This window comes from Streptomyces sp. NPDC088197 (assembly GCF_044741185.1).
Classification (GTDB): Bacteria; Actinomycetota; Actinomycetes; order Streptomycetales; family Streptomycetaceae; genus Actinacidiphila.
In genome coordinates this window covers 566,417-582,044 of sequence record NZ_JBIUSD010000001.1, presented here as the reverse complement: position 1 = coordinate 582,044, position 15,628 = coordinate 566,417, and the positions used below count along the sequence as shown (strand labels likewise).

Below are 15,628 nucleotides of genomic sequence, written 5' to 3'. Positions count from 1 at the left end.
AGGTCCGGAACCGGGCGGTATGCCCTCGGGACGCGCGCCATATGCGCCCGCGACGCGGTCCCGCGGGGAAACCCGGCAGCCGTGGGCTCCGCGGACCCGTACCCTTTTACGTTGTGCCGAATGCCAACAATGCCGCTCAGACCCCGCGGGCCCGCCACCAGGTCGCGCCCGTCGCCGAGGAACTCGGCCACCGATTCCGCGACGCCGGATTCCGGCTCGCCCTCGTCGGCGGCTCCGTCCGGGACACCCTGCTGGGCAGGCTCGGCAACGACCTCGACTTCACCACCGACGCCCGCCCCGAGCAGGTGCTGAAGATCCTGCGGTCGTGGGCGGACTCGGTGTGGGAGGTCGGCATCGCCTTCGGCACGGTCGGCGCGATGAAGGACAGCTTCCAGATCGAGGTGACGACGTACCGCTCCGAGGCGTACGACCGGACCTCGCGCAAGCCTGAGGTGTCCTACGGCGACACCATCGAGGACGACCTGGTCCGCCGGGACTTCACGGTGAACGCGATGGCGGTCGCGCTCCCCGAGGGCGACTTCGTCGATCCGTACGGCGGCCTGGACGATCTGGCGGCGCGGCGGCTGCGTACGCCCGGCACCCCGGAGTCGTCGTTCTCCGACGACCCGCTGCGGATGCTGCGGGCCGCCCGCTTCGCCGCGCAGCTCGACTTCGAGGTCGCGCCCGAGGTGGTCGCCGCGATGTCGGCGATGGCCGACCGGATCGGCATCGTCTCCGCCGAGCGGATCAGGGACGAGCTGAACAAGCTGATCCTGTCCGACCACCCGCGCAAGGGGCTGCGGCTGCTGGTCGACACCGGGCTGGCCGATCTCGTGCTGCCCGAGCTGTCCGCGCTGCGTCTGGAGCGCGACGAGCACTTCCGGCACAAGGATGTCTACGAGCACTCGCTGACCGTGCTGGAGCAGGCGATCGACCTGGAGACCGACGGGCCGGACCTCGTCCTGCGGCTGGCCGCGCTGCTCCACGACATCGGCAAGCCGAAGACGCGCCGCTTCGAGACCGACGGCCGGGTCTCCTTCCACCACCACGAGATGGTGGGCGCGAAGCTGACCAAGGCCCGGCTGACCCAGCTCAAGTACCCCAACGATCTGGTGAAGGACGTCTCCCGGCTGGTCGAGCTGCACCTGCGCTTCCACGGATACGGCAGCGGCGAGTGGACCGACTCGGCCGTACGCCGCTACGTCCGCGACGCGGGCCCGCAGCTCTCCCGGCTGCACAAGCTGACCCGTTCGGACTGCACGACCCGCAACAAGCGCAAGGCAGCCGCCCTGTCCCGCACCTACGACGCCCTGGAAGCGCGCATCGCCGAACTCCAGGAGCGCGAGGAGCTGGACGCGATCCGGCCCGACCTCGACGGCAACCAGATCATGTCGATCCTGGGCGTCCCCCCCGGCCCCCTGGTCGGCAAGGCGTACCAGCACATGCTGGAGCTCAGGCTGGAGAACGGCCCGATGACCGAGGACGAGGCGATCGCCGCGCTCAAGACGTGGTGGTCCGAGCAGCAGTGAGAACGGCGGCGTGAAACGGCGGAGGGGCGATGTTCCACGTGGAACATCGCCCCTCCGCCGTCTCGCCGAACGCGATGTTCCACGTGGAACATCGGCGTCAGCTCAAAGGCATCGGCATGGCGCCATCAGCTCAAGGACGTCAGCTCAAGGACGTCAGCCCACGCGCGTCAGGCAGAGCGCGTAGTCGCCGCCGCGCCCCGAGTGGTCGTACTCGGCGTCGCCGTTGGAGCAGGCGTCTCTGTAGTGCTTGCCGCCGTGCCGCTCCACGACGCGGTACGCGGCCGAGCCCGACGTGCAGTCGACGACCTTCAGGGTCGGGTCGGAGTCGGAGCCGCTCTTGCTGACGCAGTCACCGGCGGACGCCGAATTCGCGTCGTTGCCGCCCATCGCGACTCCCGCGACGATGAGGGCGAGCACCAGCAGCGGCGCCAGCATGACGTACGCGCCGCCGCGCAGGAAGATCGGCTTGCCCGGGTTCATGGGCGGTCCGAAGCCGCCGCTGGGCGCGGGCAGCTTGTTGAACTTGCCGCGCGGCCCGAGGTTGATGAGCACCGTGATCGGCGTGATGACGAACGAGGCGATGCTCCACCAGCCCTGCCACAGCGTCTTGGTGGTCATCTCCCGGTGCGTGGCTATCCCGCAGGTGCGGCAGTAGTTCGCCCGTCGCTTCAGGAAGCGCATGATGATCAGGAAGCCCTGGTGGCCGCGGACGGTGGCCTGCACGGCCGGGAAGCCCCCGCAGAAGGTGCACGCCGGGCCGCCGTCCGGCGCCGTCTGCGGCCCGGTCTGCGGGTAGCCGAACGGCTGCTGCCCCTGGCCCTGCGGCGGCCCGTACGGGTTCTGGCCCGGCTGGCCCTGCCCGTACGGATTCTGCCCGTACGGATTCTGGCCGTAGGTGTTCTGGCCGTACGGGTTCTGTCCCTGCTGCGGAGGCGCGGGCGGAGGCGGTGCTGTCTGCTGTGCGTACGGCTGGCCGTAGGGATTGCGGCCAGGAGGTGGCGGAGTAGCCACGGTTTCCCCCATGTGTGGTGTGCGTCCCGGCGCGACGCCGGGGTCAGGAGCGGAGTCGGGTCATCGTGGCGGCCACCCCGGCGTAGAGCAGGGCGAGGACGGTGATCAGCGCTGGGGAACGGCCGTCGGGCGGCAGCATCAGGGCGGAGACCGCCGCGGCGCCTACGAAGGCGACGTTGAAGGCGACATCGTAGAGGGAGAAGACGCGCCCGCGGTAGGAGTCCTGGACGTCGGTCTGCACCACGGTGTCGGTGGCGATCTTCGCGCCCTGCATGGTGAAGCCCAGCACGAAGGCCGCGACCATCATCGGCCCGACGGCGAACGGGAGCGCCAGCGGGAGCAGCAGCACGGCGGACGCGGCGGCGCACACGGTGATCCAGCCGCTGGTGCCGAAGCGGCCGGTGGCCCACGGGGTGAAGACCGCCGCGGTGAAGAATCCGGCCGCGGACAGGCCGACCGCCAGGCCGAGCAGGGCGAGACCGGCGTCGGTGTCCGAGGGGTCGGACCAGGTGTAGCGGCTGAGCATCAGCAAGGTGACGGTCAGGGCGCCGTAGCAGAAGCGCATCGCCGTCACCGCGCCCATCGCCCGTCGCGCCGCGGGCCGTTGGCGCAGATGCCGCCACCCGGCGGCCAGGCCCTGCGCGGTGCCCGCGAGCGCCGTGCGCAGCCGCTGCCGCACCTCGGAGGGATCGGGCCCGAGCCGGTCGCGGCCCAGCGTCAGCGCGGACAGCCCCGCCACCAGATAGACGCCCGCGCCGAGCAGCACGGTCGCCGCGTTGGCCCCGGCGCCCTCGGGCAGGAAAAGGTGCACGACGAAGGCGACGCCGCCGCCCGCGGTCGCCGCGAGCGTCCCGGCCGTCGGGGACAGGGAGTTGGCGATCACCAGCCGCTCGGCGTCCACGACCCGCGGCAGCGCGGCGGACAGCCCCGCGAGCACGAAGCGGTTGACGGCGGTGACCGACAGGGCGGAGAGATAGAACAGCCAGTCCGGCACGTGCAGCAGGATCAGCGCGGCCGTCCCGCAGGACAGCACCGCCCGCAGCAGATTGCAGGAGAGCAGCACCTGCCTGCGCCGCCAGCGGTCGAGCAGCACGCCGGTGAACGGGCCGAGCAGCGAGTACGGCAGCAGCAGTACGGCCATGGCGGAGGCGATGGCGCCGGGCGAGGTCTGTTTCTCGGGCGAGAAGACGACATAGGCGGCCAGCGCGACCTGGAAGACGCCGTCGGAGAATTGGGACAGCAGGCGCACCGCGAGCAGCCGCCGGAAGCCCGACAGCCGCAGCAGCACGCGAAGATCGCGCACAACAGCCATGGTCACAGCCTCACATGACGCGGAAGGCCCCGGGCACGCGACCCGGGGCCTTTCCTTGGTACTGCGGTGGTGCCGTCCTGCGGCGGTGCGGTCCCGCGGTGACGCTGTGGCGCCGTGCCGCCGGACGCGGCGTTGTCCGGCTCAGCCGGTCAGCGCTCGACCTCGCCGCGGATGAACTTCTCCACGTTGTCGCGGGCCTCGTCGTCGAAGTACTGCACCGGCGGGGACTTCATGAAGTACGAGGACGCCGAGAGGATCGGGCCGCCGATACCGCGGTCCTTGGCGATCTTCGCCGCGCGCAGCGCGTCGATGATGACACCGGCGGAGTTCGGGGAGTCCCAGACCTCCAGCTTGTACTCCAGGTTCAGCGGGACGTCGCCGAAGGCGCGGCCCTCGAGGCGGACGTACGCCCACTTGCGGTCGTCCAGCCACTGCACGTAGTCCGACGGGCCGATGTGGACGTTCTTGGCGCCCAGCTCACGGTCCACGATCTGCGAGGTGACGGCCTGCGTCTTGGAGATCTTCTTGGACTCCAGGCGCTCGCGCTCGAGCATGTTCTTGAAGTCCATGTTGCCGCCCACGTTGAGCTGCATGGTGCGCTCCAGCAGGACACCGCGGTCCTCGAAGAGCTTCGCCATCACGCGGTGCGTGATGGTGGCGCCCACCTGGGACTTGATGTCGTCACCGACGATCGGCACACCGGCCTCGGTGAACTTGTCCGCCCACTCCTTGGTGCCGGCGATGAAGACCGGGAGGGCGTTGACGAAGGCGACCTTCGCGTCGATGGCGCACTGCGCGTAGTACTTGGCCGCGACCTCGGAGCCGACGGGCAGGTAGCAGACGAGGACGTCGACCTGGCGGTCCTTGAGGATCTGGACGATGTCGACCGGGGCCTCGGTGGACTCCTCGATCGTCTCCCGGTAGTACTTGCCGAGACCGTCGTTGGTGTGGCCGCGCTGGACGGTCACACCGCTCTGCGGGACGTCGCAGATCTTGATCGTGTTGTTCTCGCTGGCCCCGATGGCGTCCGCGAGGTCGAGGCCGACCTTCTTCGCGTCGACATCGAAGGCGGCCACGAACTCGACGTCACGTACGTGGTAGTCGCCGAACTGCACGTGCATGAGACCAGGCACCTTGCTGTCCGGGTCGGCGTCCTTGTAGTACTCGACACCCTGCACCAGCGACGCGGCGCAGTTGCCTACGCCAACGATGGCTACGCGAACCGAACCCATACCGGTTGCTCCCTGTGTAATCGTCACGCGGTTCCCCGGTTTTCGGGTCGGCCGCCGTTCTCTTGGTTGTTGTCGTGTGTGTCCTGCTCGGAGTCCGGGCGCGTGGTGCTGCGTCCGGCCCGCTCGGTCTCGATCAGCTCATTGAGCCAGCGGACCTCGCGCTCCACCGATTCCATGCCGTGCCGCTGCAGCTCGAGCGTGTAGTCGTCGAGCCGTTCGCGGGTGCGCACGAGTGAGGCGCGCATCTTCTCCAGCCGTTCCTCGAGGCGGCTGCGCCGCCCCTCGAGGACCCGCATCCTGACGTCCTTCGACGTCTGCCCGAAGAAGGCGAAGCGAGCGGCGAAGTGCTCGTCCTCCCAGGCGTCCGGGCCGGAGTGGGCGAGCAGCTCCTCGAAGTGCTCCTTGCCCGCGGCCGTCAGCCGGTAGACGATCTTCGCCCGGCGGCCGGCGAGGGGTGTCGCGGGCGGATCGCTGTCCACCACCGACTCCTCGATCAGCCACCCCTGAGTGACCAGCGTCTTCAGGCAGGGATAAAGACTGCCGTAGCTGAAGGCGCGGAACACCCCGAGCGAGGTGTTGAGCCGCTTGCGCAGCTCGTAGCCGTGCATAGGGGACTCGCGCAGCAGACCGAGAACCGCGAATTCGAGGATTCCGGAGCGCTTGCTCAATCCCTCGTCCCCTCGTTCCGGCCGGTCGCCGCTGTCCCGTACTGTGTGCCGACCCGATGCCTCCGCACGATGCATCGGAGCGATGTGTCGGTGCGATGTATCGAGTCGATACATCGGGACGATAGAACGGTTCGACACATCATGCAAGGCGGTCCGCGGTGACCGCCGTCACAGCGGGTGTCACAACATGAAACCTGTGAGGCGTCAACCGTCCGTTATGTGATGAACGCTCGCATCGTGCGTCTTTTGACCGTGCGTACTCTGTTCGCCATGCAGAGCACCGGGAACCCTGGGACGTCGGCGTGCGTCTTGGTCCTGGGTGCAGTGCGGCCTGACACAGCCGCACTCAGGGGGACAGACCGGAATGTCATCGATGCCTGCAGGCGATCCCGCCTGTCGAGGAGTAGCTGTTCATGAGCGAGCACCGTCGCAAGCCGCCGCAGTCGCCCTCCGGCGGCCGTGCTGCCGCCAGGCGCGGGGGACAGCAGCCGACGCCCCCTGCGTCAGGCGGCCGACGCGCGGCCGGCGGCCCCCCCGCCGGGTCCCCTAGCGGTATGCCCAGTGGCGGTACGCCGCCCGGCGGTACCCCGGGCGCCGTACCCGGCCGTCCCCCCGGCCCTCCCGGCGGCGTGCCCAGCGGTTCCCCTTCCGGCACCGGCGGCCCCGGTGTCCCCTATGAAGGACGCGCCGCGGCCCGCCGCGCCGCCCAGGGACGCGGCGGTGGCGGCAACGGCAACGGCGGCGGTCGCCGCAGAGGCACCGGCGGCCCCGGTGAACCCGGCGGCCCCGCGGGCCGGGGAGGCCGCAGGCCCGCCAAGAAGCGCTTCATCGACTACCCGCGCTTCGGCAAGCAGGGCTGGCGGCACTGGGTGCCCTCCTGGCGCCAGGTCACCGCGCTGTGCATCGGCTTCGTCGGCACCCTGGTCGGCATCGCGGGCATCGCGTACGCCATGGTCGACATCCCCGACGAGAACAAGGCGGCCGTCGCCCAGAACAATGTCTACTACTGGGCCGACGGCACCCGCATGGTCGCCACCGGCGGTGACTTCAACCGGCAGAACATCACGTACGACCAGATCCCCAAGGCCATGCGCTACGCGGTGATCTCGGCCGAGAACAAGACCTTCGAGACCGACTCCGGTGTCGACCCGATGGGCATCACCCGCGCGCTGTTCAACATGGCCAAGGGCGGCGAGACGCAGGGCGGCTCGACCATCACCCAGCAGTACGTGAAGAACTCGATGCTCGACCAGTCGCAGACGGTCAGCCGGAAGTTCAAAGAGCTGTTCATCTCCATAAAGGTCGGCGCGAAGGTCGGCAAGAACGACATCATCACCGGCTACCTGAACACCTCGTACTTCGGCCGCGGCGCCTACGGTCTCCAGGCCGCCGCGCAGACGTACTACGGCGTGGACGCGGTCAAGCTCGACCCCAGCCAGTGCGCCTTCCTGGCGGCGTTGCTCAAGGGCCCGACGTACTACGACCCGATAGGCGCCACCAACATCGACACGTCGGCCACCGCCGAGGCCAACACCAAGCGCTCCACGCAGCGCTGGGCCTGGATCCTCGACCAGGAGGTCAAGTACGGCCACATGACGGCGACCGAGCGCGCCAAGTACACCAAGTACCCGATGCCCCAGGGGCTGAAGGTGCAGGCGGGCATGAGCGGTCAGATCAGCTACCTGGTCGACACGGTGAACAACTACGTCACCACGCACTCCTCGCCGAAGATCACCCAGAAGGACCTTGACCTGGGCGGATACCAGATCTACACGACCTTCGACAAGGCCAAGGTCAACGCCCTGAAGAAGTCCGTCGAGGCGGTCCGCAAGGCGAACATCAAGCCCGGCGGCTCGCACAAGTACCTGGGCGACGACCCCGACTACAAGGGCACGGACGCGGACAGCAACGTGCAGTTCGGCGCCGCCTCCGTGGTGCCGGGCGACGGCAAGATCGTGGCCATCTATGGCGGCGAGGGCTACGAGCACAACGAGTTCAACAACAACGCCAACACCGCCGGTGTGCCGGTCGGCTCGACCTTCAAGCCGTTCGTGCTCTCGGCGGCCATGATGTACGGCACCAACCACAGCGACGGCAAGCCCATCACGCCGGACAGCAAGTACAACGCCAACGACCTGCTGGTGATCAAGGACCACGACGGCAATGTGGTCCTCGACAAGGAGAACAAGCCGTTCCGGCAGAAGAACGAGGACTCGATCAAGCACGGCTACGTCACGCTGACCAAGGCCATGCAGAACTCGATCAACACCCCGTTCGTCCAGCTCGGCGAGGACGTCGGCCTGCCCAAGGTCAAGGCGACGGCGGAGAGCGTGGGCCTGCTCGACGAGAGCATGGCCACCATGGTGCCGTCGTTCTCGATCGGTACGTCCACGCCCAGCGCGATCCGGATGGCCGACGCGTACGCCACCTTCGCCAAATCCGGCGTGCAGGTGGACCCGTACTCGGTCACCAAGGTGATCCACAACGGTGACCAGATCAACGGCTTCTCGCGGCCCAAGCCCAAGCAGGCGCTGCCGGACAACATCGCCAACAACGTCACCAAGGTCCTGCAGAACGTGGTCGAGAACGGCACCGGCACCAAGGCCAAGGCCCTGGGCCGTACCGCGGCGGGCAAGACCGGTACCACCGACAGCCCCGGCGGCACCCGGTCCGCGTGGTTCGTCGGCTACACCCAGCAGCTCTCCACGTCCGTGGTGATGTTCCGCCAGGACACCAAGGCCAAGAAGCTGCTGCCGATGTCCGGCACCGGCGGCAACTCCTCCATCCACGGTGGTGACCTCCCGGCCACCATCTGGACCGACTACATGAAGGCCGCCCTCGGCAACTCCGAGGACCCCGGCTTCCCGGACGCCAGCAAGATCGGCGAACCGCAGAACGAGCCCGGCGCCCCGTCGCCGACGCCGTCCATGACGACGCCGCCGCCGAGCCCGACCGACACCGCGACCACCCCGCCGCCCACCACGACGACGCCGCCGACCACCCCGCCGACGACGCCGCCCACCACGCCGCCGACCACGCCGAGCGGCCCGTGCCTGCCGTGGGACCAGACCTGCAACACGCCGACGCCGAGCGACACCCCGACCACGTCGGGCAGCACCGGAGGACCGGGCGGCGGCGGAGGCAACAGCGGCGGAACATCCACCCGCAAACCCGGCGACGGAGGATGACGGACGGCGGCTGACGGGGGACACCAACCGTCGCTGACAGCAGACAGCGACGGTTGGTGTCCCCGGGGACTCTCGCTCACACAGACCGGTACGGCAGGATGTTCGCCATGACGAGCGTGCGCGACCGCGAAGAGGCCGACCGGCGAGAGCTCCCCGTGCGACCCTCCGACGAGGACCCGGTCGCCGCGGCCGGCAGTGAGTTCCTGGGCGGGCCCACCGGGCGGTGGGCCCGCTCCGGCGGTTACCGCTGGTGGAACCCGGTCCGCGTGATGGTGCTCGTCGTCATCGGGATGTTCGCCCTCGGCATGGCGCAGAAAGCGTCCTGCTACTCCGGCGGCTGGTTCCAGGGCGGCTCCCCGCAGTACATCCACGCCTGCTACTCCGACATCCCGCACCTGTACTCGCAGCGCGGCTTCGCCACCGACCTGGTCCCGTACTTCGACCGCATCCCGGACTCGGTCTCCGGCAGCGGCTTCCACTACCTCGAGTACCCGGTGCTCACCGGCCTGTTCATGGAGGTCGCCTCCTGGCTGACCCCGCACGGCGGCGACCTCCAGCACCGCGCGCAGATCTACTGGATCGTGAACTCCGCGATGCTGATGATCTGCGCGGTCGTCCTCGTCACGTGCGTGGCGCGCACCCAGCGGCGGCGCCCCTGGGACGGCCTGCTCATCGCCCTGTCCCCCGCGCTCGCGCTCACCGCGACCATCAACTGGGACCTGTTCGCCGTCGCCCTGACCGCCGTCGGCATGCTGCTGTGGGCCCGCAGCCGACCGCTGGCCGCGGGCATCCTGATCGGCCTGGCCACCGCGGCCAAGCTCTACCCCGTCCTGCTGCTGCTCGCGCTGTTCCTGCTGTGCCTGCGCGCCGGGCGGCTACGGGCCTTCGGCACGGCGCTCGGCGGCGCCGTCCTGTCCTGGCTGGTGGTCAACGGCCCGGTGATCCTGCTCGCCCGGCACGGCTGGTCGGAGTTCTACAGCTTCAGCCGCACCCGCGGCGTCGACTACGGCTCGCTGTGGCTGATCGTCATGCAGCGCACCGGCAACCCGCTGACCGGCGTGAGCGCGTACGTGGCCGCCCTGATGCTGCTGCTGTGCGCCGGGATCGCCGCCCTCGCGCTGTACGCCCCGCGCCGCCCGCGCTTCGCACAGCTCGCCTTCCTGCTGGTGGCCGCGCTGGTGATCAGCAACAAGGTCTACTCGCCGCAGTACGTGCTGTGGCTGCTCCCGCTCGCCGTGCTCGCCCGCCCGCGCTGGCGCGACCTGCTGATCTGGCAGGGCGCCGAGGTGCTGTACTTCATCGGCATCTGGATGCAGCTCGCGTACGTCACCGGCGGCACCAAGCACCACGGTCTGTCCGCCGACGGCTACCACCTCGCCATCGCCGTGCACCTGCTCGGCACGCTCTACCTGTGCGGCATGGTCATCCGCGACATCCTCCTGCCGCAGCACGACGTACTGCGGCAGGACGGCGACGACGACCCCTCGGGCGGAATCCTGGACGGCGCGGAGGACGTGTTCGTGCTCGGCGCCGTCCACCACGAGCCGCGGCACGCGGCGCCCTTCGCCGGACAGCGGGTCGAGTGGGGCACCACGATGCCGACGGACTCCGCGCCCACGACGCCTTCGCCCGCGACGACTTCGCCCGCGGTGGACGAGAAGGACTAGACGGCTGGAGAAGAAGCCGAGGAGGGAGCGACAGGCGTCCTACGACGGGTGGCGGTCCACGACCCGGTCGAACTGGGTCGTGGTGTGCCGCAGGTGCGCCACCAGCTCGTCGCCCACCGCGGGCGGCGCCACGTCACCCGGCAGGAACAGGATCGACACCTGCATGTGCGGCGGCTCCGCGAACCAGCGCTGCTTGCCCGCCCACACGAACGGCGACAGATTGCGGTTGACGGTCGCCAGGCCCGCCCGCGCGACCCCCTTGGCCCGCGGCATCAGACCGTGCAGCGCCTTCGGCGCCTCCAGGCCCACACCGTGCGAGGTGCCGCCCGCCACGACCACCAGATGGCCGTCGGCGGCCGACTTCTCCTGCCGGTAGCCGTACCGGTCGCCCTTGACGATCCGCGTGACGTCGAGCACCGCGCCGCGGTACTCCGTCGCGTCGTGGTCGCCGAGCCACATCAGGGTGCCGATCCGCGCCCGGAACCTGGTCTGCGGGAACTGCTGCCTGAGCTGCGCCAGTTCGGCCGCCTTGAGGTGGCTGACGAACATCGTGTGCAGCGGCAGCCGGGCCGCCCGCAGCCGCTCCATCCAGGCGAAGACCTCCTCGACCGCGTCCGTACCGTCGGTGCGGTCCAGCGGCAGGTGGATCGCGAAACCCTCCAGGCGTACGTCGTCTATCGCCGTGTGCAGCTTGACCAGGTCGTCCTCGGCCACGCCGTGCCGGCGCATGCTGCTCATCACCTCGATGACCACCCGCGCGCCGACCAGACCGCGCACACCCTCCACCGAGGACACCGAGCGGATCGCCCGGTCCGGCAGCGGCACCGGCTCCTCGCCCAGCCGGTACGGGGTCAGCACCAGCAGGTCGCCGCTGAAGTAGTCCTTGATCCGGGCGGCCTCGTACGTCGTGCCGACGGCGAGCATGTCGGCGCGCAGCCGGGTCGCCTCGTCGGCGAGGCGCTCATGGCCGAAGCCGTACCCGTTCCCCTTGCATACCGGCACGATGCCGGGGAACTGGTCCACCACGGACTGGTGGTGTGCACGCCAGCGTGCGGTGTCGACGTACAGGGTGAGGGCCATGGCCTGGTCGGGACCTTTCCTTGAGCGAGCCTTCGGCGGGCCGCGCGCGGGCCTTGTCGTGGCCCATGCGCGGGCCCGGGGTCAGCGACGCGACATGTAGATGTCGAGCGCCTTGTGGAGCAGCTTGTTGAGCGGGAAATCCCACTCGCCCAAGTATTCGGCAGCCTGCCCGCCCGTGCCCACCTTGAACTGAATCAGACCGAACAAATGGTCGTTCTCGTCCAGGGAATCGCTGATTCCGCGCAGATCGTAGACGCTGGCGCCCATCGCGTACGCGTCCCGCAGCATCCGCCACTGCATCGCGTTGGACGGCCGCACCTCACGCTTGTGGTTCGCCGAGGCGCCGTAGGAGTACCAGACGTGCCGGCCGACGGTCAGCATCGTCGCCGCGGCGACCGCCTCGCCCTCGTGCACCGCCAGGTAGAGCCGCATGCGGTTGGGGTCCTCTGCGTTCAGCGAGGTCCACATCCGCTGGAAGTACGACAGCGGGCGCGGCCTGAAGTGGTCGCGCTCGGCCGTCACCTCGTAGAGCTTCTGCCAGGTCGGCAGGTCGTCGTAGCCGGCCTGGACCACCTCGACACCGGCCTTCTCGGCCTTCTTGATGTTGCGCCGCCAGAGCTGGTTGAAGCCCTTGAGGATGTCGTCCAGCGAACGGTTCTCCAGCGGGACCTGGTACACGTACCGCGGCTGTACGTCGCCGAAGCCCGCGCCGCCGTCCTCGCCCTGCTGCCAGCCCATCCGGCGCAGCTTGTCCGCGACCTCGAAGGCGCGCGGTTCGATGAAGTCGGCCTCCACGTCGCGCAGCCGCTTGACGTCCTGGTCGGCGATGCCGGTCTTGATGGTGTTCGCCTCCCACCGGCGGATGATCACCGGCGGGCCCATCTTCACGGTGAAGGCGCCCTGCTGCTTGAGGTGGGCGAGCATCGGCTTCAGCCACTCGTCCAGGTTGGGCGCGTACCAGTTGATGACCGGGCCCTCGGGCAGATACGCCAGGTACCGCTTGACCTTCGGGATCTGCCGGTAGAGCACCAGACCGGCGCCGACGATCTGGCCGGTCCTGTCGTCGATCCAGCCGAGATTCTCCGACCGCCACTCCGACTTCACATCAGCCCATGCCGGGACCTGGCAGTGGCTTGCCGAGGGCAGGCTCTGGATGTACGCCAGATGCTGCTCGCGGCTGATGGTCCTCAGGGTCAGGCTCATGCGGGGCGCTCCCCAAACTCACGACGAACTCACGACTGCGGGCTGGAATGCTCACTACTTGCTTGTGGTGGGTTTCCGGTGCTGTTTTCTGGCCCGAAGCCTACTGCGCGGGGGAAGCGCCCTCGCTACTGCTCGCCGGTGCTGTCGGCGACTGCCGGCCGCCGCTACCAGAGCCCGCCGAACAGCCCGCCGTGCGCGACACCGATGTAGAAGCCGACCGCCGCCATGCCGAGGCCGATGACGAGAGCGAACCGCTCCGCCGTGGTCGCCGAGATGAACTGGCCGTAGCCGCCGGTGAGGATGCCGACCAGACCGGTCCAGGAACTGAGCAGATGCAGGCTGTTAAAGGCCGAGGAGATGATCGCGATCGCGCCGAGGACGACGGTCACCGCGACCAGCGTGTTCTCCAGCGGGTGCGGCCGGCCGTCGGTGTTGAAGGTGAGGTGGTGGGTCCGTTCCGCGTGCTGTGCCATGGGGCACCTCCGTGACGGAGTAGATGTGTCCAGATTGGGGGCAAAAGGGGGCGGATTTCAACCCGGGGGACCTGTGCGGGTAGTCTGTACGGTCTGCACCGGTGTCTGTGCGTGGGCCGGGCCTCGCCCGACTCGGCGGAACGGTCCTCGGACCGATCCGCCGCTCGACTGTCTGTCACTCGACTGTCAGTGCCCCGCGCTACCGTTGCGACGCAGATACAAACCCTCCTGCCACGGAAACGCCGTGGCCGCCTGAGTCCAAAGGAGGTGGGTTCCCCTATGCGTCACTACGAGCTCATGCTCATTCTCGACCCCGATCTTGAGGAGCGCGCTGTCTCCCCGCTGATCGAGTCCTTCCTCGCCGTCGTCCGCAATGGTGGCGGCAGCGTGGAGAAGGTCGACACCTGGGGCCGTCGTCGCCTCTCCTACGAGATCAACAAGAAGCCCGAGGGCATCTACTCGGTCGTCGACCTCAAGGCCACGCCTGAGGTCGTCAAGGAGCTCGACCGTCAGCTCAACCTGAACGAGTCGGTTCTGCGGACCAAGGTCCTCCGCCCCGAACTGCACTGAGCTCTCCGCTCAGCGCACCGGGGCAGTAACCGAGTAGTAGCCAGCAGTAGTCAGTAGCAGCAGCCAGAAGCAGTCAGCACACCGCCGAGAGGTCATCCCATGGCAGGCGAGACCGTCATCACGGTTGTCGGCAATCTTGTCGACGACCCCGAGCTGCGCTTCACCCCGTCGGGTGCGGCGGTCGCGAAGTTCCGAGTCGCGTCCACTCCGCGCACCTTCGACCGGCAGACCAACGAGTGGAAGGACGGCGAGAGCCTGTTCCTCACCTGCTCGGTCTGGCGGCAGGCGGCCGAGAACGTCGCCGAGTCGCTCCAGCGAGGCATGCGCGTCATCGTGCAGGGCCGGCTGAAGCAGCGGTCGTACGAGGACCGTGAGGGCGTCAAGCGGACGGTCTACGAACTGGACGTCGAAGAAGTCGGCGCCAGCCTGAAGAGCGCGACGGCCAAGGTCACCAAGACCAGCGGTGGCGGTCGTGGCGGTCAGCAGGGCGGCGGGTTCGGCGGAGGCGGCGGCCAGGGCGGCGGCGGCAACTGGGGCGGAAGCTCCGGTGGCGGCCAGCCCCAGGGCGGCGGCGGTGCTCCCGCCGACGACCCGTGGGCGACCAGCGCGCCGGCCGGCGGCGGCCAGGGCGGCGGTGGCGGTAACTGGGGCGGCGGCTCCGGTGCCGCTTCTTCCGGCGGCGGCTACTCGGACGAGCCGCCCTTCTAGGGCGGGCATCCTCACTTCTTGATCGCAAGATCGCATTAGGAGAATCACCATGGCGAAGCCGCCCCCGCGCAAGCCGAAGAAGAAGGTCTGCGCGTTCTGCAAGGACAAGACCGTGTACGTGGACTACAAGGACACGAACATGCTGCGGAAGTTCATTTCCGACCGCGGCAAGATCCGTGCCCGCCGCGTCACCGGCAACTGCACGCAGCACCAGCGTGACGTCGCCACGGCCGTGAAGAACAGCCGTGAGATGGCGCTGCTGCCCTACACGTCGACCGCTCGATAAGGAAAGGGTGACCTGAAGCATGTCGAAGATCATCCTTACCAACGAGGTCAGCGGCCTGGGTGCCGCGGGCGACATCGTCGATGTCAAGCCGGGCTACGCCCGCAACTACCTGATCCCGCGTGGCTTCGCCATCGCGTGGACCAAGGGTGGCGAGAAGGACGTCGAGCAGATCCGCCGCGCCCGCCGCATCCGCGAGATCCACTCGCTGGACGACGCGAACGCGGTCAAGGCGCAGCTCCAGGGCGTCAAGGTCCAGCTCAGCACCCGCGCCGGTGACACCGGCCGGCTGTTCGGCTCGATCACCCCGGCCGACATCGCCGCGGCGATCAAGACCGCCGGTGGTCCGGCCGTCGACAAGCGTCGTCTCGAGGTCGGTTCGCCGATCAAGACGCTGGGCGCGCACAAGGTGACGGTGCGGCTGCACCCCGAGGTCGAGGCCGTCCTCGACCTGGAGGTCGTGGCCGCGTAATCGCGACCGCTGTGTTCCACGTGGAACAGGGAGGGCCGGGCACCCCGATTACGGGGGTGCCCGGCCCTTCGTCGTTCCGGGGTTCCGGGGGCGGCGGGCGCTGTGAGGTCTGGCCGCTCGCGGTGAGGTGTGTCGGCGGGCGGCTCGGGCTCTCGGCGAGTGCCTTGGGCTCCTCGGCGGGCGGCTCGGGCTCTCGGCGAGTGCGTCGGGCTCCTCGGCGGGCGGCTCGGGC

Annotated in this window: 14 protein-coding genes; 7 read left to right on the top strand and 7 right to left on the bottom strand. The window is 69.1% G+C overall.

Annotation, left to right across the window (positions count from 1 at the left end; all coding sequences use genetic code 11):
* Positions 1-113: 113 nt before the first annotated feature.
* Entirely contained in the window at positions 114-1,529 is a 1,416-nt protein-coding gene (locus ACIOC1_RS02605) for a CCA tRNA nucleotidyltransferase (protein WP_391158848.1), read from the top strand.
* A gap of 153 nt (positions 1,530-1,682) precedes the next feature.
* Here the strand turns inward: ACIOC1_RS02605 and ACIOC1_RS02600 are convergent, their stop codons facing one another.
* The 4 genes from ACIOC1_RS02600 to ACIOC1_RS02585 form a co-directional block, all read right to left on the bottom strand.
* Complete coding sequence (locus ACIOC1_RS02600) at positions 1,683-2,540, bottom strand: hypothetical protein (protein WP_401851321.1); 858 nt, start codon at positions 2,538-2,540, stop codon at positions 1,683-1,685.
* A gap of 43 nt (positions 2,541-2,583) precedes the next feature.
* A complete protein-coding gene (locus ACIOC1_RS02595; RefSeq protein WP_401851319.1) occupies positions 2,584-3,852 on the bottom strand; it encodes an MFS transporter in 1,269 nt (422 codons plus the stop codon).
* A gap of 149 nt (positions 3,853-4,001) precedes the next feature.
* Positions 4,002-5,084, bottom strand: coding sequence for an inositol-3-phosphate synthase (locus ACIOC1_RS02590; protein WP_355336654.1), 1,083 nt, complete (start codon positions 5,082-5,084; stop codon positions 4,002-4,004).
* A 23-nt stretch (positions 5,085-5,107) separates the two neighbouring features.
* Positions 5,108-5,752, bottom strand: a complete 645-nt coding sequence (locus ACIOC1_RS02585; RefSeq protein WP_355336653.1) for a PadR family transcriptional regulator — start codon at positions 5,750-5,752, stop codon at positions 5,108-5,110.
* A gap of 413 nt (positions 5,753-6,165) precedes the next feature.
* On the opposite strand from ACIOC1_RS02585, the gene ACIOC1_RS02580 reads away from it, so the two are divergent.
* Together ACIOC1_RS02580 and ACIOC1_RS02575 are read left to right on the top strand one after the other, a co-directional pair.
* Positions 6,166-8,940, top strand: a complete 2,775-nt coding sequence (locus tag ACIOC1_RS02580; RefSeq protein ID WP_391042033.1) for a transglycosylase domain-containing protein — start codon at positions 6,166-6,168, stop codon at positions 8,938-8,940.
* 107 nt (positions 8,941-9,047) lie between these two features.
* On the top strand, positions 9,048-10,607 hold the full coding sequence (locus tag ACIOC1_RS02575) for a glycosyltransferase family 87 protein (protein ID WP_401851316.1): 1,560 nt from the start codon (positions 9,048-9,050) through the stop codon (positions 10,605-10,607).
* Between the two features lie 39 nt (positions 10,608-10,646).
* Here the strand turns inward: ACIOC1_RS02575 and ACIOC1_RS02570 are convergent, their stop codons facing one another.
* The 3 genes from ACIOC1_RS02570 to ACIOC1_RS02560 all read right to left on the bottom strand — a co-directional run bounded on the left by ACIOC1_RS02570 (position 10,647) and on the right by ACIOC1_RS02560 (position 13,363).
* Positions 10,647-11,687, bottom strand: a complete 1,041-nt coding sequence (locus tag ACIOC1_RS02570) for an alanine racemase (RefSeq protein WP_401851313.1) — start codon at positions 11,685-11,687, stop codon at positions 10,647-10,649.
* An 81-nt stretch (positions 11,688-11,768) separates the two neighbouring features.
* The gene (locus ACIOC1_RS02565) at positions 11,769-12,890 is read right to left on the bottom strand and encodes a peptidoglycan bridge formation glycyltransferase FemA/FemB family protein (RefSeq protein WP_355336650.1); all 1,122 of its coding nucleotides are present in this window, start codon (positions 12,888-12,890) and stop codon (positions 11,769-11,771) included.
* Between the two features lie 164 nt (positions 12,891-13,054).
* Positions 13,055-13,363 carry a hypothetical protein gene (locus ACIOC1_RS02560; RefSeq protein ID WP_355336649.1) on the bottom strand — a complete coding sequence of 103 codons (309 nt, stop codon included), beginning with the start codon at positions 13,361-13,363 and terminating at the stop codon, positions 13,055-13,057.
* A gap of 279 nt (positions 13,364-13,642) precedes the next feature.
* Here ACIOC1_RS02560 and rpsF point away from each other — a divergent pair, with 279 nt between their 5' ends.
* The 4 genes from rpsF to rplI all read left to right on the top strand — a co-directional run bounded on the left by rpsF (position 13,643) and on the right by rplI (position 15,396).
* Positions 13,643-13,933, top strand: coding sequence for a 30S ribosomal protein S6 (gene rpsF, locus ACIOC1_RS02555; protein ID WP_093711983.1), 291 nt, complete (start codon positions 13,643-13,645; stop codon positions 13,931-13,933).
* Positions 13,934-14,032: 99 nt separating this feature from the next.
* A complete protein-coding gene (locus ACIOC1_RS02550) occupies positions 14,033-14,641 on the top strand; it encodes a single-stranded DNA-binding protein (RefSeq protein WP_355336648.1) in 609 nt (202 codons plus the stop codon).
* 49 nt (positions 14,642-14,690) lie between these two features.
* The gene (rpsR, locus tag ACIOC1_RS02545; RefSeq protein ID WP_031512678.1) at positions 14,691-14,927 is read left to right on the top strand and encodes a 30S ribosomal protein S18; all 237 of its coding nucleotides are present in this window, start codon (positions 14,691-14,693) and stop codon (positions 14,925-14,927) included.
* Positions 14,928-14,946: 19 nt separating this feature from the next.
* A complete protein-coding gene (rplI, locus tag ACIOC1_RS02540; protein ID WP_355336647.1) occupies positions 14,947-15,396 on the top strand; it encodes a 50S ribosomal protein L9 in 450 nt (149 codons plus the stop codon).
* The last annotated feature ends 232 nt before the right edge of the window (positions 15,397-15,628 follow it).